This window comes from Maribacter algarum (ex Zhang et al. 2020), from assembly GCF_005885635.1.
In the GTDB taxonomy this organism is placed as follows: Bacteria; Bacteroidota; Bacteroidia; order Flavobacteriales; family Flavobacteriaceae; genus Maribacter_C; species Maribacter_C algarum.
In genome coordinates, this window is record NZ_VATY01000005.1 from 231,186 (window position 1) to 253,100 (window position 21,915).

At 38.2% G+C, this 21,915-nt stretch carries 20 protein-coding genes; 5 read left to right on the top strand and 15 right to left on the bottom strand.

Annotated elements, in window-relative coordinates; translation table 11 throughout:
* Positions 1 to 65: 65 nt before the first annotated feature.
* From FEE95_RS19940 to FEE95_RS19990, 12 genes are all read right to left on the bottom strand, one after another.
* Positions 66 to 1,658, bottom strand: a complete 1,593-nt coding sequence (locus tag FEE95_RS19940) for an amidohydrolase family protein (RefSeq protein WP_138659794.1) — start codon at positions 1,656 to 1,658, stop codon at positions 66 to 68.
* A gap of 38 nt (positions 1,659 to 1,696) precedes the next feature.
* Complete coding sequence (locus FEE95_RS19945; RefSeq protein WP_138659795.1) at positions 1,697 to 2,404, bottom strand: class I SAM-dependent methyltransferase; 708 nt, start codon at positions 2,402 to 2,404, stop codon at positions 1,697 to 1,699.
* A gap of 4 nt (positions 2,405 to 2,408) precedes the next feature.
* A complete protein-coding gene (locus FEE95_RS19950) occupies positions 2,409 to 4,943 on the bottom strand; it encodes a M14 family zinc carboxypeptidase (RefSeq protein ID WP_138659796.1) in 2,535 nt (844 codons plus the stop codon).
* Between the two features lie 73 nt (positions 4,944 to 5,016).
* The gene (locus FEE95_RS19955; protein ID WP_138659797.1) at positions 5,017 to 6,240 is read right to left on the bottom strand and encodes a sensor histidine kinase; all 1,224 of its coding nucleotides are present in this window, start codon (positions 6,238 to 6,240) and stop codon (positions 5,017 to 5,019) included.
* A gap of 176 nt (positions 6,241 to 6,416) precedes the next feature.
* The gene (locus FEE95_RS19960) at positions 6,417 to 7,637 is read right to left on the bottom strand and encodes a sensor histidine kinase (RefSeq protein WP_138659798.1); all 1,221 of its coding nucleotides are present in this window, start codon (positions 7,635 to 7,637) and stop codon (positions 6,417 to 6,419) included.
* 240 nt (positions 7,638 to 7,877) lie between these two features.
* Complete coding sequence (gene secA, locus FEE95_RS19965) at positions 7,878 to 11,240, bottom strand: preprotein translocase subunit SecA (RefSeq protein ID WP_138659799.1); 3,363 nt, start codon at positions 11,238 to 11,240, stop codon at positions 7,878 to 7,880.
* A 191-nt stretch (positions 11,241 to 11,431) separates the two neighbouring features.
* Complete coding sequence (locus tag FEE95_RS19970) at positions 11,432 to 11,656, bottom strand: DUF2795 domain-containing protein (protein WP_013994285.1); 225 nt, start codon at positions 11,654 to 11,656, stop codon at positions 11,432 to 11,434.
* Between the two features lie 124 nt (positions 11,657 to 11,780).
* Positions 11,781 to 12,356 (bottom strand): cob(I)yrinic acid a,c-diamide adenosyltransferase, encoded by a 576-nt coding sequence (locus FEE95_RS19975; protein ID WP_138659800.1) that lies wholly within the window; start codon positions 12,354 to 12,356, stop codon positions 11,781 to 11,783.
* 85 nt (positions 12,357 to 12,441) lie between these two features.
* Entirely contained in the window at positions 12,442 to 12,582 is a 141-nt protein-coding gene (locus FEE95_RS22190; protein WP_171037096.1) for a hypothetical protein, read from the bottom strand.
* 30 nt (positions 12,583 to 12,612) lie between these two features.
* Positions 12,613 to 12,963, bottom strand: coding sequence for a hypothetical protein (locus FEE95_RS19980; protein WP_138659801.1), 351 nt, complete (start codon positions 12,961 to 12,963; stop codon positions 12,613 to 12,615).
* Between the two features lie 143 nt (positions 12,964 to 13,106).
* Positions 13,107 to 14,996, bottom strand: a complete 1,890-nt coding sequence (locus FEE95_RS19985; protein WP_138659802.1) for an ABC-F family ATP-binding cassette domain-containing protein — start codon at positions 14,994 to 14,996, stop codon at positions 13,107 to 13,109.
* Positions 14,997 to 15,018: 22 nt separating this feature from the next.
* The gene (locus FEE95_RS19990; RefSeq protein ID WP_138659803.1) at positions 15,019 to 16,209 is read right to left on the bottom strand and encodes a lipoprotein N-acyltransferase Lnb domain-containing protein; all 1,191 of its coding nucleotides are present in this window, start codon (positions 16,207 to 16,209) and stop codon (positions 15,019 to 15,021) included.
* 95 nt (positions 16,210 to 16,304) lie between these two features.
* Between FEE95_RS19990 and FEE95_RS19995 the strand changes: the two genes are divergently transcribed.
* The 5 genes from FEE95_RS19995 to FEE95_RS20015 are packed head-to-tail and all read left to right on the top strand — an operon-like array spanning position 16,305 to position 19,234.
* Positions 16,305 to 17,057, top strand: a complete 753-nt coding sequence (locus FEE95_RS19995) for a CDP-alcohol phosphatidyltransferase family protein (RefSeq protein WP_138659804.1) — start codon at positions 16,305 to 16,307, stop codon at positions 17,055 to 17,057.
* Complete coding sequence (locus FEE95_RS20000) at positions 17,054 to 17,584, top strand: DinB family protein (protein WP_138659805.1); 531 nt, start codon at positions 17,054 to 17,056, stop codon at positions 17,582 to 17,584. The genes FEE95_RS19995 and FEE95_RS20000 overlap by 4 nt, the downstream gene beginning before the upstream one ends.
* Positions 17,585 to 17,620: 36 nt before the next feature.
* Positions 17,621 to 17,863 (top strand): hypothetical protein, encoded by a 243-nt coding sequence (locus FEE95_RS20005; RefSeq protein ID WP_138659806.1) that lies wholly within the window; start codon positions 17,621 to 17,623, stop codon positions 17,861 to 17,863.
* Positions 17,864 to 17,875: 12 nt separating this feature from the next.
* The gene (locus tag FEE95_RS20010) at positions 17,876 to 18,556 is read left to right on the top strand and encodes a HupE/UreJ family protein (RefSeq protein ID WP_138659807.1); all 681 of its coding nucleotides are present in this window, start codon (positions 17,876 to 17,878) and stop codon (positions 18,554 to 18,556) included.
* Between the two features lie 9 nt (positions 18,557 to 18,565).
* Entirely contained in the window at positions 18,566 to 19,234 is a 669-nt protein-coding gene (locus FEE95_RS20015; protein WP_138659808.1) for a hypothetical protein, read from the top strand.
* Here FEE95_RS20015 and lptB read toward each other — a convergent pair.
* From lptB to FEE95_RS20030, 3 genes are read right to left on the bottom strand one after another with little or no spacing between them, the layout of a single operon-like run.
* Positions 19,231 to 19,971 (bottom strand): LPS export ABC transporter ATP-binding protein, encoded by a 741-nt coding sequence (gene lptB / locus FEE95_RS20020; RefSeq protein WP_138659809.1) that lies wholly within the window; start codon positions 19,969 to 19,971, stop codon positions 19,231 to 19,233. The genes FEE95_RS20015 and lptB overlap by 4 nt on opposite strands.
* Positions 19,972 to 20,023: 52 nt before the next feature.
* Positions 20,024 to 20,878, bottom strand: coding sequence for a twin-arginine translocase subunit TatC (gene tatC / locus FEE95_RS20025; RefSeq protein ID WP_138659810.1), 855 nt, complete (start codon positions 20,876 to 20,878; stop codon positions 20,024 to 20,026).
* Positions 20,879 to 20,891: 13 nt separating this feature from the next.
* Positions 20,892 to 21,857 carry a KpsF/GutQ family sugar-phosphate isomerase gene (locus FEE95_RS20030; protein ID WP_138659811.1) on the bottom strand — a complete coding sequence of 322 codons (966 nt, stop codon included), beginning with the start codon at positions 21,855 to 21,857 and terminating at the stop codon, positions 20,892 to 20,894.
* Positions 21,858 to 21,915: the final 58 nt, after the last annotated feature.

The window sequence follows — 21,915 nt, forward strand, 5'->3', positions numbered from 1 at the left end:
AATTGGCTAAACGTACTCAGGTATGCTTATTCCATTTTTAGTATTACTTGCAAAATAAAATTTTGCTATTCCTTAATCCCAGGCTGCAAAATCTTATATCCAGTCTTTGCCTTTTCAGCAGCAACCATATCTTTCACCTCTTTTAACAAAGCTTTTGAGTCATAGATGATACCATCTTTTATGGTATACTTTACACCGCCTTCACGAATAACTTCGTTGTCTTCTGTTAGTTTTATTGCCCCTGTTCCATATAGTACTTTTAAGTTTGCCAGTGGATTCGCATCAACCACTACAAAATCTGCCATTTTTCCAATGGATACCGAACCTATCTTGTCATCCATGCCGAGAGCTTCCGCTCCGTTTAATGTCGCTGAACGAATAACCTCCAAGGGGTGAAAGCCTGCTTCACGCAGCAATTCCAATTCACGAATAAAGGCGAAACCGTAGAGCTGAAATATGAATCCGGAATCAGAACCAGCCGTAACTCGCCCCCCTCTGTTTTTATATTCATTGATAAAAGTCATCCAAAGTTGAAAGTTTTGTCTCCAGGCTACTTCTTGTTCAGTGCCCCAATCATGCCAATAACTTCCATGGGAAATTTTACTGGGTTGATAGAAATCCCACAGAGAGGGCAGAGTGTATTCCTCGTGCCATTCCGCGCGACGTGCTCGCTGTAAATCTCGACTTGCTTCATAGATGTTGAAGGTTGGGTCAAGGGTGAAGTCTAGTTCTAGCAACTCGGTCATCACGTTTTCCCAATGTTCGGAGTAGGGTTTTGCCGCCTGCGCCCAAAGCTTTCCAGCATTTTCAAAACGGTGTTGTTCGTTTTGGTAGTTGTAATCCAAAGGATAATCTTGCACGGTTCTATCATCGAAAAGGGCCTCTGGTAATCCGTACCAGTGTTCCATAGAAGTTAATCCCGCTCTGGCGGAATGCAAAACGTTCCATCTGGCCACACTGAGTTGTGCGTGGTGGCAGGCTGAACCTAATCCTAGTTTTTTGTTCTCATCTAAAGCTGCAGCCATGATTTCAGGTTCTGCTCCGAAGAATTTGATACCGTCCGCTCCTTTTTTTGCATTGGCGCGTACCCATTCCCTAGCTTGTTCTGCCGTAGAAATAGGAATGTCATTTAAAGGATTGAAGGTTTTACTAGTTTGTCCGAAGCCTGTATAGGCCATAATTCTAGGAGCAACGATTTCGTTTTTCGCACTTTTTCGTTTTAAGTCCATCGTAAAATCAACACCGCGACCACTGGGTTCACGGACGGTAGTTACACCATGACCCATCCAAAGTTTAAAAACATAGTCTGGTTCGGCACCTTGTGCGTTACCACCAATATGCCCATGCATATCTACAAAACCCGGCATCAAATACATACCATTACAATCGAGCTCCTTGCCTCCAGCCTTTAGTTTTGGTCTTTTAGACTCATCAATGGGCACTCCATCATAGCCGACAACCTGAATCTTTTTAATAATATTTTTTTCGACTACAATATCGATGGGACCTTGTGGAGGCGCTCCATTACCATTTACTAACATCACACCACGAATAATCAATTGTGAATGCGGTCCGTCACCTTGTGCGGATTGGGAGATGGCCTGAGAAATGCCACTAAAAAGAAGGGCTAGTGTGAATAAAATGGTTTTTGTTTTCATATTCCTTTAGATTATTTGACGGATAGGTATTTAGATTGTTATTTTTTAATGCCTCGTATGTGCATAAACGCTGGGAAGGTATTTAGTTCCTTATAGTGTCTTTGGTCGTATTTTTCAAATTCTGGTACTGGTTTAGGTTCAATAAGCTTGTCGATATAGAAACCATTATTGGTAATGGGTTTGATGCATTCGATCAAAGGTCTTCTATAGCTATGCATTTTGATTCGCTTTCCAAACCCACCCCAAGTAGCTTTTACTGCCTCAACTTCAAAATACTTTTTTGATTTGAAATAGAGATACTCGAAAAAGGGATGTTCTACAGAAATCACTAAAGTGCCTTTCGGCTTTAAAACTCTACAGAATTCTTGCATGCTTGTATTCCAATCTTCCAAATAGTGCATGGCAAGAGCACAAACTACGGTGTCAAAAGATTCATTTTTTAGCATTTCCAGTGGTGCGGACAAATCATGAACGAAGAACTCTCCATCGTTTTTGTTTCTTGTTTTTGCCAATTCTACCATTCTTGGGCTATTATCGAATCCGGTAACGGTTGCTCCTTGTTTCAATAATATCTCAGCGTATTTACCAGGCCCACAAGCAGCATCTAAAATATTCTTTCCATTGGCATCGCCAATCAATTTCAGTGTATTCGGACGGTCGTAATAGGCATTATGAGGCTTATGTTCAATGAGCGCATCATAACTATCCGCCAACTCTTCATAAGCCGCGATTATTTTTTCTTTCATTCGACTAATCCCTAGATGGAATATTAATTTTATCCCCTAAAAACAAAGCGTTTAAGAAAAGGCGATTCGTTCCATACCAACTTCCCCTAAAATTTGGGTTGTCGGCAAACAGAACTACTCTTCCGCCGCCCACTTTACTCACTATTAGTGATGCAGAGGGCTTGAGATATTCTTCCATGTTCTTTTTCGTTAAGAATCCATCGATATGTGGATTTTTGGAATATTTAGCTACCGTTGCATATTCGTTTTTGCTGGGCGCTAACCAAACCGTATTGTTTTTATAGACAGGAATCGAACTGTCACGATACCCAAAACCCAAAGGATGTGTCGTATCTAAATCCGCTCTTAGAATAACTCCCCCAACACTTTCTTTTCCTAAGTTTTCACCAGCGTCGACATAGGGTTTTCTATCGACAACTTTGGTCGAATCTTTTTTCAAGGAATCTTTTTCTTTATTCGTCAATTTCTCCTTGACTAATTTTTTGTCAATCGCCCATTTCGAAGCTGTCCCAATGGTAATCAAAGTATTTCCCTTGCTAACCCAGGCTTTGATTTTTTCTTGCTGCTTTTTAGTCAAGTTGTATCGCCCAGATACCATGACTAGGGTAGTGTATTTGTCAAAATTGGTGCGATTGAAGTTGCGCAAGGGTATTTTGCTAATGGGCATGTTCATACGGGTATCCAATAAATGCCAAACTTCACCAGCCTCGTATGAACGAGTTCCATCTCCTATGAGCATCGCAGCTTTTACCTTTTTAACGGGCTGAATATATCTGCTCCCTAAATCAACTCCCTTTAGGCTATATCCGGAATTGACAGCGTATAAGGGTACTTGGTATTTTTCCTGCGCTTTTTGAACTAAATCATAGACTTCTTGGGCGTTTTTCTTTTGGAGCGACACCGGTACAACGAGCGAACCATAATTAAATGATTTTGATTGGCTGCCTACTTTTACGGTAAAAGGTTTAAAGGCAGATGAAATCACCAATCCTTTTTGCTGTAAGTAATTGAGCACTGCCGGGGCACTATAATCATCCCAATCAATTACATAGGCATATTCAGATTTTTGAACCGCGGAAACGTTTACAAGATTGTTTGTGCTTTCTATTTTTTCTTCCATCTTAAGGCTTGTTACAGGTCTGTACTTCATATTATAGAAGTTTGCCACCGACCAAGCGGAAGCATCGTAATAAACACTGTCACGATATTTTGAATAGGTTTCAAACATGGTTTGTACCATTCTATATTGTGGTTGTTTGGTAGGAACTACATAGCGATTTCCTGATTTGTACACATCAATGTCATGGACTAAAAGTTTATCGATGAATGCCTTGGTTCGGTTTTGGTCGTAATCATCTCCAAAAGAATATCCACGGACTTTCTTCTTAGCAGCGTTGGTGAGTGCACTTTTAAAGAAATCTTGCTGGTACTTTCGCATATAGGCTTTGTTTGCCACTGCCGTTTTAACCGTTGTAATACTTGAAGTATATTGATTTCGGATGGTAAAGGGAAAGGTGATTTTTCCAAAAGCCGTTTTTTGCTCATGCCCCCTCGAACTGGCTTGCTCAAATAATAGGGCCAGAGCTCCATGTAAATCGGGGTAGGAGGAGCCATAGCCTGGATAGGTACCATCAAATACTTCCTTAGTAAAGTAAAAGGAACCGATACTGTCCAATGCCTTTGCAAATTCTGCTCCGAACATATTGTTGAGGTCTACATAATTCTCCTTTGGCATTATAGGGTCATAGGAGGCATTCGTCTTCATCGGTTCGAAGAAGTAGCTTGCCTGGCTTCCCATTTCATGGAAATCGGTCACTACATTAGGCAACCATTCATGAAACCATTTTAACTTACCACGGCTCTCTGGGTTTATAGCCAATAACCAATCTCGATTCAAATCGAACCAGTAGTGATTGGTTCTTCCACCGGGCCAATATTCATTGTGTTCAGCATCTTGCGGGTCTGTCACATTTGGTGTTCCTTGGTAAGAATTGGCCCACTGTGTATGGCGGTCACGACCATCAGGATTGATGGTTGGGTCAATCATTATTACTGCATTATTAATATATTTTAATACCTCGGGATTGTTCGACGCTGCGAAAGTATATGCCGTCAATAAGGCAGCCTCTGAGCTTGATGGTTCATTACCGTGCACGTTATACGCCAAATTAATGAAAATAGGAACCTCACCGTAATTGGTTACATTCTTCGCTGGATCTGCAAAAGCAAGATGTTGCTGCTTTAAATTATCTAAGTTGGATAAGTTTTCAGGACTCGTAATTGTTAGGATAACTAACTTCCGTCCTTCATGAGTTTTTCCGTATTGGTATATGGAAGCCCTCTCTGAGGTTTCAGCCAATTTGGTTAAATAGGCAACAATCAGGTCGTGACGGGTATGATGCTCCCCGATTCCATAGCCAAGAAATTCTTCCGGACTAGGTACATTATCATTAAAAGGTTGGAATTTTTTGAAAAAGTAGTCTTGTGCTTGGATGGTGGTACTAAAACATAGCATCACCAAGAGTAATCTTTTTAGCATTGGAACAGTTTTAATTAGTCGTACTAAATATAAGTATAATACGCCGAACTAAGATCTGTAAAATTTTAGGGTTTTAAGCAGGTTGAACCATAGGAGGAACCTGAGGTTTTATCTCTTTGAACTTCACAATATAATGTGTTCCCTTTCGGGTAATATCGCGGACAATAGAACCACGTAGCTGCCGAGCTAAATTGTGGATTAATTTTAGGCCCAATGATTGTGTAGTTTTATGATTTATAGTTTCTGAATATCCAACTCCTGTATCACCAATATTCAATAAATATTCGTCATACTCGCCTTTACGCAACTTAATAAAAATATGTCCTTGACTATCATCAACAATCCCATATTTTAAGGCATTGGTTACAGCCTCGTTTATTAGCAACCCTAAGGGAATTGCGGTATCAATGTTCAGTTTTACATCTGGAATATCAATATCTAGAGTAATATTACTGCTGGTGCCTTTGATAGAACGCACCAAATATTCTGCAAGTTCTTGTACGTAAGATTTGTATCCGATTTTAGAAATATCCTCTCGCATGTACAACATTTCATGTACCATAGCCATTGAAATAACCCTGTTCTGACTGCTTTTTAGAAGACTTTTGGTATCCTTATCTGAGACATTTCTAGCCTGCAAACTGAGCAAACTAGATACAGTTTGTAAATTGTTTTTTACACGGTGGTGCACTTCTTTAAGTAAGGTTTCCTTTTCATTGATTTTCCGTTCTAACTCTCCCTTGGTTTTATAAAGGTTGTGGTGGGCGCTCAGTAAATTTTTACCAAAAACACCTCCTAAAAGATATACGGAAAATAGTACACTAAGTAGAGCAAAAATATTTTTTGACTTTTCAGGAACCACGTTGGTAGCAAAACTAAAATCAGCTATGCTTTGAGAATATATAAGAACGATTATTAGTAGGCATAAATTGAGGTATAGCGAGCCGTATGATTTGGTTGTAACGTATCCCGCAATTACTATTATGGCAAGCACAAAAATAAAGGGGCTATTAATACCTCCACTGTACAAGGTAATAACACTTGCTCCGGCTAATGTCATTATTGACACCACATTATAAGTGATGGTCAAATTTTTGTGGTAATAATAAAGAATTGTGTTGATAAGGTTTAGGATGCCAAAACCTAAGAATACAAAAGGGATAACTTCAGTAATATCTAAAAGAAAGAGGCATATACAGGCGAAAACCAGAGAGAAGGCTGAAGTGAAATAATTTACCCTAAGCACCAAACGTGCCTTATCTCTGAGCCGTTCTTCAAGTTTTTTGTTCTCTTCCATTGTATCTGGTTTATAGATTGGTTAAAGATATAGGGGCAATCCGAAGATTACTAGAGCAATTTTAACGTAAATCTAAATATGTTTTGGCTTATATTCCAATTTCTACCTTTTTATTTGTCTAATGGCTTTATGAAAATTGTTATGTAGATGATTTAAATTTCACCTGTTAAAGTCATTTAAGCTACAGGGCTTAGCGTTTGTGGCACATCTTTAAACTTGATATAATAAGTGGTGCCTACTTTTGATTCATCTTTTATAGCTGACCCTTGTAGTTGTCTTGCTAGGTTATGAATTAGCTTAAGACCAAGTGATCTTGTTGAATTTGAACTGGTTTCATCCGAGAACCCAACACCGTTATCACTTATCGTGAGTATATAGTCTTCATCACTATTTTCTTGCTTTTGAAGTCCGATACCAATGCACCCATCATTTCTGCCATGAAACCCATACTTTAATGAATTGGTAATAGTTTCATTTATGAGCAAACCCAGTGGAATTGCAGTGTCTATACCTAATTTGACATCGGGAATATCAATATTCAAATCTATACTCTGGCTAGACCCGTCTACGGACTTAATAAGAAACGCTGAAAGTTCCTCAACATACGGTTTGAATGCTATTTTTGAAAGGTTATCATTCATGTAAAGCATTTCATGAATAATGGCCATTGAAATTACACGATTCTGACTACTCTTAATAATTTTTTTAATTTGTTCATTAGTGGTGTTTCTACCCTGCATACTAAGGAGGCTTGAAACCGTCTGCAGGTTGTTTTTCACACGATGGTGTATTTCTTTTAGTAGCGTTTCTTTTTCAATAATCTGTTTCTCAATTTCTGTTTTTGATTTATACAAGCGATGATGCGTCTTTAGTAGATTTTTACCGAAAATGGCGCCAAGTAAATAGACAGAAAACAATGCGCTGAGCAAAGCGAAATGGTCTTTTGATGCCCCTGGAATTTCATTTGTAAAATTGAAAACATCCAGTTTTCCTAAAGTATAAATGGAGCAAACAATACCTAAAATGGAGTATAAATAGATTTTGCCAAAAAGGCTGGTTACGACATATCCTGCGAGAACAATGAGAGCAAGCACGAAGAGAAAGGGGCTATTTATACCGCCACTATAAAGAACAATTATAATGGTACTAATTAGAGATAGCAAAGATGTTGCTACGGCCATGACAAGTAAGCTGCCATGACGTTTAAACATGAATATGTTCAAAACATTTAAAATGGTGTAGGTGAAAAAAGCATGTGGAACAATACTTTTTATATCAAGAAAGTAATAGCACAACACGCCAAATACCAAGCTTAGAATGGAAGAGGTATAGTTAAACTTTAGAAGCAATTTGGTCTTATCGCTAAGCCTGCTATTTTTTTTAGTTGAATGTTGCATCACCTTTCCTTTAGAAAGCAGGGAATACTAAGGTTCATGGGCAAGAAGGGGACAAGAGTATGTAGTAAAGCTACTTTTAAACGGGTAAAGGATATTGAAAATGTGGTGAAAGAGGTAATTTATGTGGTATAGAAAGGAATTTGCGCTATAAACAAGACTTGTTTTACTCTGATTTTCTAGTTTTAATCAATAAAAACGGCGACCGAATAGGTCGCCGTTTACTAAATATGTATTAGGGTTTTAGTCCTCAGTCAATACCCATTCCCCTTTATTAATTAAAGGTTCTGCCTGTTTATACTTGACTACTTTACTTTCACCCGACATAATATTCTTTATAGTCACGCGATCATTTCTTCCAATTTTTTTGTGTTCACGAACAATAGTTTCTGTAACCGCAGGTCTTCCTCCTTGATTTTGACCAATAGCTCTGCTTTGTGCAGCCCGTTCATCACTATTTGGAATTTCCTCTTTACTAGTCTGTAAATTTTCCTTTGGTCTTCGGATGTTATCTGCCTGTTGAATCTCATTTGGGTTACCACTTGGTAATTCGCCCTTGAATAAGAAGGAAACTACCTCTTTGTTCACCTTCTCAATCATACCTTTGAAGAGCTCAAAAGCCTCGAATTTGTAAATCAACAAGGGATCCTTTTGCTCATGTACTGCCAATTGAACCGATTGCTTTAATTCATCCATTTTACGTAAATGAGTTTTCCAGGAATCATCTATAATGGCTAGAGAGATATTCTTTTCAAAATCTGTTACCAGCTGTGCCCCATTACTGTCATAAGCTTCTTGAAGATTGGTAACTACATTCAAGGTTTTTATTCCGTCTGTGAAAGGAACTACAATACGTTCAAAATTATTGCCTTTGTCTTCATATACGTTTTTAATCACAGGAAAGGCCACGGCAGCGTTTCTTTCTATCTTCTCTTTATAATGGTCGTAAGCCGCCTTGTAGAGTGTATTCGAGATTTCTTGAACACCTTGTTTCTCAAACTCACCTTCAGAAATGGGTGAAGTGATAGAGAAATATTTAATCAGTTCGAACTCAAAGTTTTTATAGTCGTTCGCCGCCTTATTCTGCTCGGTGATTACCTCGCAAGTATCATAAACCATATTGGCGATATCTACCTGAAGACGCTCTCCTTGTAATGCGTGACGTCTTCGTTTATAAACGACTTCACGTTGCGCATTCATTACATCATCATACTCTAGCAAACGCTTACGTACTCCAAAGTTATTTTCTTCCACTTTTTTCTGAGCACGTTCAATAGACTTGGTCATCATAGAATGTTGAATCACCTCACCTTCTTCAAGTCCCATTTTATCCATCATCTTGGCTACTCGATCAGAACCGAATAAACGCATTAGGTTATCTTCTAGAGAAACATAAAATTGAGAACTTCCTGGATCACCTTGACGACCCGAACGACCACGTAACTGTCTATCTACACGACGTGAATCATGACGTTCTGTACCTACTATGGCCAACCCACCAGCTGCTTTAACTTTATCAGAAAGCTTAATATCTGTACCACGACCTGCCATGTTGGTTGCAATGGTCACAATACCCGCGTTACCCGCTTCGGCAACTACATCAGCTTCCTTCTTATGCAATTTTGCATTCAATACGTTATGAGGGACTTTTCGAATATTCAACATTCGAGAAAGCAATTCTGAAATTTCTACGGAAGTTGTACCAATTAAAACTGGTCTTCCTTGTTGCGACAATTGGGTAACTTCGTCAATAATCGCATTATATTTTTCACGTTTGGTCTTGTAAATCAAATCGTTTCTATCATCTCGGGCAATTGGTCTGTTGGTCGGAATTTCCATAACGTCCAACTTGTAAATCTCCCAGAACTCACCTGCCTCTGTAATCGCAGTACCTGTCATACCAGCCAATTTGCTGTACATTCTGAAGTAATTCTGTAGGGTAACTGTCGCGAAAGTCTGTGTGAGCGCTTCAATTTTTACGTTCTCTTTCGCTTCAATGGCCTGGTGCAATCCGTCTGAATAACGACGACCATCCATAATACGACCTGTTTGCTCGTCTACAATCATCACTTTGTTATCCATAACTACATATTCCACATCCTTTTCGAAGAGGGTATAGGCCTTTAATAATTGGCTCATGGTATGGATGCGTTCACTCTTAACCGTAAAATCCTTGAATAGCTCTTCTTTGAGTTCAGCTTCCTTTTCTATTTCAAGATTTTGATTTTCAATTCTGGCAATCTCTCCACCAATATCTGGCATCACGAAGAAATCCTTATTCTGTTCTCCAGAAATATATTCAATCCCTTTATCGGTAAGTTCAATTTGGTTATTCTTCTCTTCGATTACAAATAACAAATCTTCATCCACCTTGGGCATTTCACGATTGTTGTCTTGCATATAGAAGTTCTCGGTCTTCTGTAACAACTGCTTTACACCTTCTTCACTTAAAAATTTTATAAGTGCTTTGTTTTTTGGTAGACCTCTTTGAACACGAAGCAGTAAGAACCCTCCTTCTTTCGTATCACCTTCATTTATTAATTTCTTGGCCTCCGCTAGAACTCCGGTTAAATGTTGTCTTTGTTTTTGAACAATCTCACTGACCTTCGGCTTAAGCTCATTGAATTCGTGACGATCACCCTCGGGCACCGGACCTGAAATGATTAAGGGTGTACGCGCATCATCGACCAATACAGAATCGACCTCATCAACTATAGAGTAGTTATGTGGTCGCTGTACCAAATCTTTAGGTGTATGCGCCATATTATCTCTTAGGTAATCAAAACCAAACTCATTGTTTGTTCCATAGGTAATATCAGCATTGTAGGCTTTACGTCTACCATCAGAATTGGGCTTATGATGGTCGATACAGTCAATAGTTAGTCCGTGGAACTGAAAGATTGGCGCCATCCATGCGCTATCACGTTTGGCCAAGTAATCGTTTACTGTTACCAAATGTGCACCATTGCCGGTAAGGGCATTCAGGTAGAGTGGAAGGGTAGCGACTAATGTTTTTCCTTCCCCCGTTTGCATCTCTGCAATTTTGCCCTGGTGTAAGGCTATCCCCCCAATCAGCTGTACATCATAGTGAATCATATCCCAAGTCACCTCTTTTCCGGCAGCATCCCAAGAGTTTTTCCAAACGGCATTATCTCCATCTAAGGTTACATAGTCATTGCTTCCTGAAAGCTCTCTATCATACTCAGAAGCTGTAACTGAAAGTGTAGTATTGTTTGCGAAGCGTTTTGCCGTTTCCTTTACTACAGCAAATGCTTCAGGTAAAATTTCGTTTAGCGTATCCTCAGAAATTTTATACGCCTCTTCTTTTAGCTTATCTATTTCTGTGTAGATATCCTCATTTTTATCAATATCAGTAGATGCATTTACCTCCTCTTTTAAAGCTTCAATTTGGTCATCTAAAGCTTTACGGTCCTCCTTAATTTTGGCTTTGAACTCTGCGGTTTTAGCTCTAAGTTCATCGTGGCTTAAGCCTTCAAGTTGTGATTCAAAAGATCTAATCTTATCGACCATAGGTTGCAACTGCTTCACATCTTTCTGAGACTTGTCGCCTACAAACGCTTTTATAACTGAATTTATAAAACTCATAAATTTATTTTATATGGTGAACCGCTTCTAAGTAATCACGGTACTACGTAATTCGATTTCTGATGCCTTTGGTTGAGCAAAAGGTATTCCAGTTTCCAATTCAATGGGAAGTTAGGCATACACCTGACAAAATTACATAAAAAAAAAGCCTCGTATGAGACTTTTTAACTTCAAATTAAATTGAAATGTTATTAATATTCATCCTCATTCCAGAGGTAATCTTCTTCTGTAGGATAATCTGGCCAAATCTCTTCGATAGACTCATATATCTCTCCACCTTCTTCTTCCATAGATTGTAGGTTTTCGACAACCTCCAACGGCGCTCCTGTACGAATTGAGTAATCGATTAATTCGTCTTTGGTAGCTGGCCAAGGCGCATCACTTAAATAAGATGCTAATTCTAATGTCCAATACATGGTAATAGTTTGATTTTAAATTTTTTGCAAAAATAATTTTTAATGCGAAACCACCAAGTTTTTTAGTGTTTTTTATTGAAAATTTCTGCTTTAATAGTTTGATAACGAAGAAAAAACAGATTTATTAGTCCTTTTTCTCAGGAATCCATTTTATTTCTTCCGCTTGAAGGTCTGAGGACAATTTTCGTGCCAATACGAAAAGGTAATCGGAAAGTCTGTTTATGTACATTAAAACCCGTTCGTCATAGGGTTCATTTTCATTGAGCAGAGAAGCTATTCGCTCAGCACGACGGCAAACCGTTCGAGCTATGTGACAGTATGACACGGTAGCATGACCTCCTGGAAGTATAAAATGCGTCATTTGGGGAAGTTCGGCATCCATATCATCCATTTCTTTTTCGAGTAGTTCTATGTCGCCGGCATCAATTTTAGGAATATTCAATCGGTCTTTTCCACTTTTTAGAATAGCCTTATCAGGATCGGTTGCTAAAATTGCTCCAACAGTAAAGAGTTTGTCTTGTATTAAAGTCAATATTTTTTTGGAATGTGTATCAATCTCTTGATCTCGAATCAATCCCAGCCATGAGTTCAATTCGTCAATTGTACCATAGCTATCAATACGAATATGGTGTTTGGCAACCCGGGTACCTCCGAATAAAGCTGTAGTTCCGTTATCTCCTGTTTTGGTATATATTTTCATTGATTGGTGCTTAGTTTGTAGTAGCTCAATTACGATTTAATTCAAATTATCGTGAAATTTCGGAAATTAGTTTTTCTTCGTCTACTTACTTCTTATCATCACGCTTGTAGTCTTCCATAAACTTTCTCGATTTTCGGGCTTTTGCCTTACTTCTTGTCGCTATTGATATGATGAGGTAGAGCATAAATACGCCCCCTAGAATCATATAAATTGTATTGTTTGCCATAACTTTAATACTTATACTAAAATTACAGGATTAAATCCGAATCTTAAAATGTTCCTTGGCTTGTTCTTTGCGTATGAAAAGTAAGCCGCAATAAAACATGTCGATAGAGACCGTCACCTTTTTATTATTTCTTAATGCTTCCCAAATCTCAGTTGTTTTCTTTGTACTATGGATGTTTTTCAAAAAGAAGAAACTATCATTATGTATTTTATCTGTGTAGACCGTCAGGACGTTTTCTTCGGGATTATCTAGATAAACTAAGTCAAGAAGAGTTTCGTCTGAAGATTTTAGTCCAAATTCCTTGAGAATTCGATTTTCTAAAGCAAAATCATTTGAGCTAATCTTAATCTCTTTAGCCGAAAAATACGGGATGCTTTTCAACAGGACATTCTCCCATTTTGAGCCTTTAAATTTTGTATTTGCATACAAACACTTTGTCAAATAATTATATACAAAAGGGGAGTGGACGCCGTGTTGGTTGGTCGCTGTCAGAAGGTGTTTTATGTATTGAAGAAAATAATACATTATTCCAACAAGGCAGAAAGCTCAAACCATCTTTCAGTCTTTGTTTCTATGCCGTCACTAATTTCCTTTAGATTCTTGGAAAGTTCTGTAATATCCTCTACGGATAAATCTCCAGTAACGAATTGTTGTTCGATTTCTCCCTTTTTAAACTCCAACTTCTGAATATCCTTTTCGAGTTGTTTGTATTCCTTTTGTTCAGAATAGGATAATTTTTTGTTTTTATCTTCGGTTTTCCATGAATTTTTAGCACTATTGGTTTCCTTCTTCTTCTCTTTCGCTTTCTCTTTTTCAGCTCTTATTTCTAAAGCCGTACTATCTTCATAAGCTCTATAATCAGAGTAGTTTCCTGGGAAATCTTCCACAACGGCATCTCCTCGAAATACAAAAAGGTGATCTACAATTTTGTCCATAAAATAGCGATCGTGCGAGACAACAATCAAACAACCCGGAAAATCTAGTAAAAAACTTTCCAAAACATTTAAGGTTACAATATCTAAATCGTTTGTAGGTTCATCTAATATCAAGAAATTCGGATTTTGAATCAAAACGGTACACAAATAGAGCCGTTTACGCTCACCACCACTCAACTTGTCTATAAAATCATATTGTTTTTTTCGGTCGAATAAAAAACGTTCCAATAATTGTTGTGCGGATATTTGTCTTCCCTTTGCTAGGGGAATATAATCACCAAATTCTTTTATGACCTCAATTACCTTTTGACCTTCTTTTATCGCAATGCCCTTTTGGGTGTAATAACCGAATTTTATGGTATCACCTTTCACCACTTTCCCTGAATCAGGTTGGTCGGTTCCTGTAATAATATTTAAAAATGTGGATTTTCCCGTTCCATTTTTACCAATAATACCAATGCGTTCGCCTTTGATGAAATTATATTCAAACTTGTCTAAAATTGGTTTGTCAGGATAGGCTTTAGAGATTTTATGGAGTTCTAGAATTTTACTTCCCATTCGTTCCATATTAATTTCTAGCTGTACTTCATGGTCTTTGCGGCGTTGGCTTGCTTTCTCCTTTATTTTATTGAAATCGTCGATTCTCGATTTTGATTTCGTCGTTCGAGCCTTGGGCTGTTTGCGCATCCAGGTCAATTCCTTTTTGAACAGTAATTTTGTTTTGTGATGCTCAACGGCTTCTTGCTCGATTCTGGCTTCTTTCTTTTCGAGGTAATAGGAATAGTTTCCCTTGTACGGATACAATTTTCCATTGTCCAATTCGATGATTTCATTGCATACCCGTTCTAGAAAATAACGGTCGTGCGTAACCATGAACAAGGTCATGTTTTCTTTGGCGAAATACTGCTCTAACCACTCGATCATTTCCAAATCGAGGTGGTTGGTAGGTTCATCTAAAATGAGAAGCTCCGGCTTATTGATTAGTGCATTCGCCAAGGCCAGACGTTTTTTTTGCCCCCCAGAAAGTAATCCGACTTTGACACTGAAATCTTCTAATTTTAGTTTGAATAGAATCTGTTGGTATTGGGTTTCAAAGTCCCATGCCTGGTGATGCTCCATGGCTTCGAATGCTGCTTGATAGGCATCTTGATCATCAGGATTCGCCAATGCTTTTTCATAGTTAGCAATTACCTTCAGTACCTCATTGTCTGAGGCAAAAATGGTCTCTTCAATCGTCAAATCAGGATTTAAATCAGGCTCTTGTTCTAAAAAGGAAACGCGAATGCCTTTGCGATAATTCACTTGTCCCGTATCAGGAGCGTCGGCACCCGATAACATTCTTAGTATGGATGTTTTTCCCGTTCCATTCTTGGCAATGAATGCGATTTTTTGGTCTTTATTGACTCCGAAAGATAGATTTTCAAAGAGCACTAGTTCGCCAAAGGACTTGGATATGTTTTCTACTGTGAGTAGGTTCATTTTTATAGTTAAGAGTTCGGAGTTATGAGTTTTGAGTTAAGGCTGAATTGCCTATACTGTTAATTAAGAATAGATAGCGAATTCCTACTGCCACTAGAATGAAAATAAGAAGAGGTGAGAAAATCTGGATTTTAAAAATCCATAGAACTCCTGTTATTACCATTCCGGCTAGAAGAACCCAAAGATATTTCTTAACCCAAACAGGTGGGGTTTTTGATTTCATAAAAACAAAGGCAAGAACCAAGTTTAAGGGGAAAGCCCAAAGCAAGTTAAAATTGGCCTTGGTAAAGACATGATCCGTCATGAACCAAAGGAAGAAAATTAATAGTCCCGCTAGGCCTGTTAGTAAGAACAAAGTAAAATCTAACCATTTGCTTCTTTTTTTCTTTTTTTGGTCAAAATATGTGACAGCCACCACGAAAGTCATCAGGATTATCAACCAGAATAAAGGGGTAAGGACAAATAGACTCCCTTTTTCAGTTGGTTCTTCCTCTACTAGCATTTCTTCCTTGGTCACGAATGCATCCCCATTAATAGTGGTATTCGGCATTTGCTTTTCAACATATAGAGGTAAAAATTGATGTTCCCAAGGGGTAGCTTTTCGATCAATAATGGAACCCAATGCTAAATCTATTCCGAAGGTTGCCCATGCATTTTCATCTAAGCTTTGGTGTATTAACTCGCGGAAGGTGAAAGTCTCCTTCAAATGAGGATAAGTGAACTTCAGTTTATCGCCTAATCCTTTTTTAAGTACTTCTGGGATTTTAGTCGCACAATTATCAAAAAGAAAATCATAAAGGTAGTAACGGTTCTCTTCCCGATAGTTGTTTTGAAGAAATGCAAAAATTTCATTTCGCTCGTCCTGAGACAAATTCAATGTTTGTTCCTTTACCCACCTGTTTTCCTGCTTGTATGCTTTAACAAAGCTGTCGGTCTTATAACCAGACATTCGGTAATTCAGTTTACCACGGGCGAATTTTACATAAAACCCGGGCGGGTCAAAATCAAATCCACCGTAATCATAAATCCGGTCAACACCTATTGTGGGGTCTTGAATGCGAAATGCACTATGGCCAAATTTTGAGTATAACTCATCTCCGGTACCTACCGTTAATAGGCTAATCTTAGAAAGCGGAGAAAGCAACATTTCCTGAGAAAATCCTAAAGCTGAAAAACTTATAAGAAGTAAAGTGATTATTTTTTTAAAATTCATTTGAAAAGTAAAATAGCTCGAATACAAATATCCGAATAATAATGGACTAAAGCGATTACTCGAAAATTGTATTATTTTTACGAAAACAACCAAAAATGAAAAGGCATATTCCCAATCTTATTACCCTTCTAAATGTCTTCTGTGGTTGTGTGGCAACAGTATTTGCCGTTTTAAACCAGTTAGAACTAGCTGCAGTATTCGTTTTTCTAGGAATAGTTTTCGACTTTTTCGATGGTTTGGCTGCTCGCGTTTTAGATGTAAAAAGTGAGTTGGGCCTACAACTCGATTCTTTAGCAGATATGATTACTAGCGGTTTGGTACCCGGTATTGTGATGTTTCAACTCTTTGCAATGTCGAGTACAGGGGGGTGGAATGTTGGTTTAAACCCACCTAGTGACCAAGACTCTTTCTGGCTTGGATTAGATATATATCCCATTGCATTTTTGGGGTTCTTAATTACAATGGCATCTGCCTATCGTTTGGCGAAATTCAATATTGACGAGAATCAAGTTTCCTCCTTTATTGGCTTGCCGACGCCTGCAAACGCTTTGCTGATTCTTTCATTGCCTTTGATTCTACTGCATCAAAACAATGATTTTTTAAACGGAATTATTTTGAACCAATGGTTCTTGATCGGCATGACCATTTTAAGTGCCTACCTATTGAACTCCAGAATGGAACTATTTGCCTTAAAGTTTAAGAACTGGAGTTTTCAAGATAATGCCTTGCGCTATATTTTTATCATTATTAGCCTCGTTCTGCTGGTTACTATGAAGTTTTTGGCAGTTCCTGTGATAATTGCTTTTTATATTTTCAGTTCACTTTTAAGCAAGATTTCGGCAAAATGAATGTAACAGAACTTTTAATCGAGCAAACCAAAGATGCCCATCTTTGGACGAACAAACTAATCGATTCCATTCCTATGGAAAATTGGAATGAAACTCCAGATACCTTAGCATCAAATATCAGTTGGCAAGTGGGGCATTTGGTAATTAGCGAATACTATCATGCAATTTTAGTGGTTTCTGGATTTGACGAGGAAATCATGCAAAAAATCGATTTGAAAACACACAACCAAATGTATGGTTATGAAAGCGTTCCCAAGGAGTTGATTGGAAAGTGCGAACCTAAGCTTTTAAGGGAACAATTGCACTTTATGCAGCATAAGGTCATCCAAAATGTTTCTATGCTAACAATGGAAGATTTAGAAAGCAGAGTGGAACAACCCATCAAACAAGAACATCCTGTAGCGAAGATAAAATTAGATGCAGTGTCATGGAATATCAAACATACCATGTGGCATTGCGGGCAGATTGCATCTATAAAAAGACTGATTCACGGAGGATTTGATTTTGGTTTGCCAAAAAGAAGATGATAGATAATTTTAGTATTAACACTAATTATGAGAACCATGAGTATAAGAAAATCGATTTTTATCACCATTATCGCATTGGGTCTTTTAAGTGCCTGCGGTGAGCAAAAACCCAAAGAGGTGAAAATTGACTCTGCCGAAGTTGAGAAGCGAGCAGCTGAACTGAAAGCAAAAGCTGCCCAGGAGGAAGCTGAACTAAGAGCAGCCAAAGAAAGAGTTGAAGACAGCTTAAGAAAGTTGGATAGCCTTCAACAGGTCAAAGAACACGGACACGCTCATTAGAAATACCCACAAATGTTCAAGAAAATAATCGTCCTTCTCGCTTTATGTTTTGTGTCGGTAACGGCCTATGCACATGGGGTCGATGATGAGACACAATCCTTTTTGCTAACGAACAAGGGTATAGCCTTTGGTCCCTTTTTGTATATAGGAGCGAAACATATGCTTACAGGCTATGATCACTTGCTTTTTTTAGTTGGGGTTATTTTCTTTTTATATCGCACACGCGAAATTCTGTTGTATATCAGTTTTTTCACTATTGGACATAGTCTGACCCTATTACTTGGGGTCATGGCTGATATCAATGTGAATGCCTATCTCATTGATGCCATTATCGCCTTGTCAATAGTGTACAAAGGATTTGATAATTTGGGTGGATTCAAGCAGTTTTTTGGCAGGCAACCCAATACGAAAGTTGCTGTTTTGGTCTTCGGACTTTTTCACGGTTTCGGACTTGCCACAAAACTACAGGAGTTTGAGTTTGATAAAGAAGGACTTTTTGTCAATTTATTAGGATTCAACCTTGGTGTTGAGATTGGACAATTCTTAGCACTAGGCTTTGTTTTATTGGTGCTTGGCGTTTGGAGAAGGTATAGTAGTTATATCAAATTCTCTAATGTTACCAACATTGCATTAATGGCAGCAGGATTCCTACTACTCGGATTTCAGTTGGCAGGATACTTTACGACTTCTTAATTTTTGAATATGGAAACTACGAATCAACCCTCCTTAAGTAAAAAACAACTGATAAAATCGGTAATAATAGCTGCAATAATTGGCGCCGTAGTCTTAGTAGTAGCCGTCTTACCTGCGGAGTATGGAAGGGATTTAACTGGATTAGGCAAAGTTTTTGGTTTTGATAAACTGTATGTTGGTCAGTCGGAAGAAGAAAATATTGATGGTACGCTTCAAGTAGTTCCTAAAAATGTGAAAAGATTGAAATTGGAAAAACTAGGCTCTGGGCCAGATGTAGTAAAGCCTTCTGAAGCACAAAGCCCACCTCCAGAAAAACAGTTAGAAATCAGATCAGATGCCATAACGATAGTCGTTCCTTCTGGTAAGGGATTGGAGTATAAATTTAAAGCATTGAAACTAGGAAGTGTTAAATATGATTGGAGTACCAGTAAGAATGACATTGTTTATATTGATTTTCACGGAGAAGTCCATGAGGAAAACCCTCCTGAACAAGTCTTTTTTGAAAGCTATACTCTAGCCCACTCTAACAATATGGCCGGTACATTTACCGCACCCTTTGATGGAAAACATGGTTGGTATTTCAGAAATAGAAATGTTTTTGATGTTACAATCACTTTGAATTTGGAAGGGCAATATGAATTGCTCGCTGAGTACGAGAAAGTAGGTCAAACAAATTAAAAATCTAGTTTCTTCTTTCTGAGCTCAAAGTTTTGCCCCAAGTAGACTTTACGAACCATTTCGTCAGCTGCCAAATCTTCTGGATGTCCTGATTTTAGAATCCCTCCTTCGAACATCAAATACGAACGTTCTGTAATGGCTAAGGTTTCTTGTACGTTGTGGTCGGTGATTAGAATACCGATGTTTTTATCTTTTAATTGTGCCACTATACGCTGAATGTCTTCAACTGCGACGGGGTCGACTCCCGCAAAAGGTTCATCCAACAAAATAAACTTGGGGTCGGTGGCCAGTGCGCGTGCAATTTCTGTACGTCTGCGTTCTCCACCTGATAACAAATCACCCCGGTTTTTACGGATGTGACCGAGACTGAATTCCTCAATCAAGGACTCCATTTTCATTTCTTGCTCCTTCTTGCTCAAGTTCGTCAATTGAAGAACACTTAAAATATTTTTCTCGATGCTCAATTTGCGAAAAACAGAAGCTTCTTGAGCCAAATAACCAATGCCATTTTGTGCACGTTTGTACATGGGAAAATTGGTGATTTCCATATTATCAAGGAATATCTTTCCACCATTGGGCTTCACAAGCCCTACTATCATGTAGAACGAAGTAGTCTTTCCTGCACCGTTAGGACCCAGTAAGCCAACAATTTCACCCTGGTTAACTTCCAAGGAAATACCTTTTACCACTTTACGGCCGCGATAGGCCTTCATGATGTTTTCTGCTCTGAGCTTCATTCTTTCAAATCTAAAACATATAATTCCCGTTGTCGGAATAATGCCCTATTATTTAACTTTTTTTGGCACGTTTGGCGGCTAGTTTCGCTTCTTTTTTTGCTTCACTCTTTAATACTCTCTTGGAAATATAAATACTGATTTGATACAAAACTAATATTGGTAAGGCAACCAAAATTTGACTGACGACATCAGGTGGAGTTACAACAGCGGCAAGAATTAAAACAACTACCAAAGAAATCTTTCGGTATTTTTTTAAGATTTCAGGAGTAACTAAACCTACTTTTGTTAAGAAATAAACAATTATTGGGAGCTCAAATATTAAACCGCAGGCAATCACCGAAGTTCTAACAGTACCTATGAAAGATGCTAAATCGATATTATTTGTTACTTGATTACTTACAGTAAATGTTCCAAGAAAATTAATCGAAAGAGGGGCTACTAAATAATAACCGAACAAAGCGCCGCTGAAAAACAATAATGAGGCCGAAAATATAAAACCCCTAGAATGCTTTCTTTCATTAGTATGAAGACCGGGACTAATAAATTTCCACATCTCATATAGAATATATGGAAACCCTAAAATGAACCCAGCCCAAATTGCGGTCCATACGTAGGCAGAAAATTGCCCCGACATTTCGCGACTTTGAATAATGAATGGCAACTCATCAGCACAGAAATTGGATTCAATATTAAGGAAAGTTCCAACTTTACAAAAGAACCTGTATGTGGGGAAATCCATATTTTTTGGCCCGAACAGTACGGTATCGAAGATAAATTCTCGCATTAAAAGTGCAATACTTGCGATGATAACTACAGCTAGAACAGAACGTATCAAGTGCCATCTTAATTCTTCAAGATGGTCTAAAAACGACATTTCATCTGGGGATTTGGGTGCTGCTTTTGCCATTGCTTGAAGTAGATTATATAATGCCTTCTTTGATTAGATTATGCAAATGTACAATACCCTCGTAATTTTCACCGTTGACGGCTAATAATTGTGAGATGCCTTTCTTTTGCATCAGTTCAAGTGCTTTTATGGCAAGAACTTCGGTTTCAATAGTTTTTGGATGAAGACTCATAATGTCTCTAGCGGTTAATCCGTTGATGCTGTCATACTTATTCAACATTCTCCGAATGTCCCCATCGGTGACTACACCGATAATCTTATCATTCTCGATTACAGCGGTAACACCGAGCATTTTTTCAGAAATCTCAACAATTACTTTCTTGATGTCCGTATCCGGACTTACTCGGGGTTTTTCGTTATTAATCACAATATCCGCTACGCGGAGATATAAACGTTTACCTAGCGTACCTCCAGGGTGATACTTTGCAAAATCAGTGCTGCTAAAACCTTTTAATTCCAAAAGGCAAATAGCTAGTGCATCGCCCATTACCAATTGCGCAGTCGTACTAGTGGTAGGAGCCAAATTATTAGGGCAAGCTTCCTTCTCTATAAATGTATTTAGGATAAAATCTGATTGTTGAGCAAGGTGAGAATCTATATTTCCTGTCAATGCTATTAATATATTTTTTCCTCTTTTGATTAGGGGAACCAACATTTTTATTTCAGGAGTATTTCCACTTTTCGAAATGCAGATAACGACATCGTTTTCCTGAATTGTTCCCAAATCTCCGTGGATAGCATCTGCAGCATGCATAAAAATGGCGGGAGTGCCCGTGGAATTGAGTGTGGCGACTATTTTTGAAGCTATAATTGCACTTTTACCAATACCTGAAATTACGACCCTGCCTTTTGAGGATATGATACAAGAAACGGCATTTGCAAAATCCTCGTTCAAAAAAGAGCTCAAATTGCGAATTGCCTCACTCTCGGTTTGTATGGTTTTCTTTGCTAAATCAAGTATAGCTGTGGTGTCGTTCAAAGTATAAAGAAAATTATAAGTTGCTTTTGTAAAGAAAGTATTATATTTAAAACTACAA

What these genes read in the sequence shown, in the direction of transcription:
- FEE95_RS19940 (WP_138659794.1), bottom strand. Translation starts at nt 1,658, where the DNA reads ATGAAAACAAAAACCATTTTATTCACACTAGCCCTTCTTTTTAGTGGC.
- FEE95_RS19945 (WP_138659795.1), bottom strand. Translation starts at nt 2,404, where the DNA reads ATGAAAGAAAAAATAATCGCGGCTTATGAAGAGTTGGCGGATAGTTAT.
- FEE95_RS19950 (WP_138659796.1), bottom strand. Translation starts at nt 4,943, where the DNA reads ATGCTAAAAAGATTACTCTTGGTGATGCTATGTTTTAGTACCACCATC.
- FEE95_RS19955 (WP_138659797.1), bottom strand. Translation starts at nt 6,240, where the DNA reads ATGGAAGAGAACAAAAAACTTGAAGAACGGCTCAGAGATAAGGCACGT.
- FEE95_RS19960 (WP_138659798.1), bottom strand. Translation starts at nt 7,637, where the DNA reads ATGCAACATTCAACTAAAAAAAATAGCAGGCTTAGCGATAAGACCAAA.
- secA (WP_138659799.1), bottom strand. Translation starts at nt 11,240, where the DNA reads ATGAGTTTTATAAATTCAGTTATAAAAGCGTTTGTAGGCGACAAGTCT.
- FEE95_RS19970 (WP_013994285.1), bottom strand. Translation starts at nt 11,656, where the DNA reads ATGTATTGGACATTAGAATTAGCATCTTATTTAAGTGATGCGCCTTGG.
- FEE95_RS19975 (WP_138659800.1), bottom strand. Translation starts at nt 12,356, where the DNA reads ATGAAAATATATACCAAAACAGGAGATAACGGAACTACAGCTTTATTC.
- FEE95_RS22190 (WP_171037096.1), bottom strand. Translation starts at nt 12,582, where the DNA reads ATGGCAAACAATACAATTTATATGATTCTAGGGGGCGTATTTATGCTC.
- FEE95_RS19985 (WP_138659802.1), bottom strand. Translation starts at nt 14,996, where the DNA reads ATGAACCTACTCACAGTAGAAAACATATCCAAGTCCTTTGGCGAACTA.
- FEE95_RS19990 (WP_138659803.1), bottom strand. Translation starts at nt 16,209, where the DNA reads ATGAATTTTAAAAAAATAATCACTTTACTTCTTATAAGTTTTTCAGCT.
- FEE95_RS19995 (WP_138659804.1), top strand. Translation starts at nt 16,305, where the DNA reads ATGAAAAGGCATATTCCCAATCTTATTACCCTTCTAAATGTCTTCTGT.
- FEE95_RS20000 (WP_138659805.1), top strand. Translation starts at nt 17,054, where the DNA reads ATGAATGTAACAGAACTTTTAATCGAGCAAACCAAAGATGCCCATCTT.
- FEE95_RS20005 (WP_138659806.1), top strand. Translation starts at nt 17,621, where the DNA reads ATGAGTATAAGAAAATCGATTTTTATCACCATTATCGCATTGGGTCTT.
- FEE95_RS20010 (WP_138659807.1), top strand. Translation starts at nt 17,876, where the DNA reads ATGTTCAAGAAAATAATCGTCCTTCTCGCTTTATGTTTTGTGTCGGTA.
- FEE95_RS20015 (WP_138659808.1), top strand. Translation starts at nt 18,566, where the DNA reads ATGGAAACTACGAATCAACCCTCCTTAAGTAAAAAACAACTGATAAAA.
- lptB (WP_138659809.1), bottom strand. Translation starts at nt 19,971, where the DNA reads ATGAAGCTCAGAGCAGAAAACATCATGAAGGCCTATCGCGGCCGTAAA.
- tatC (WP_138659810.1), bottom strand. Translation starts at nt 20,878, where the DNA reads ATGGCAAAAGCAGCACCCAAATCCCCAGATGAAATGTCGTTTTTAGAC.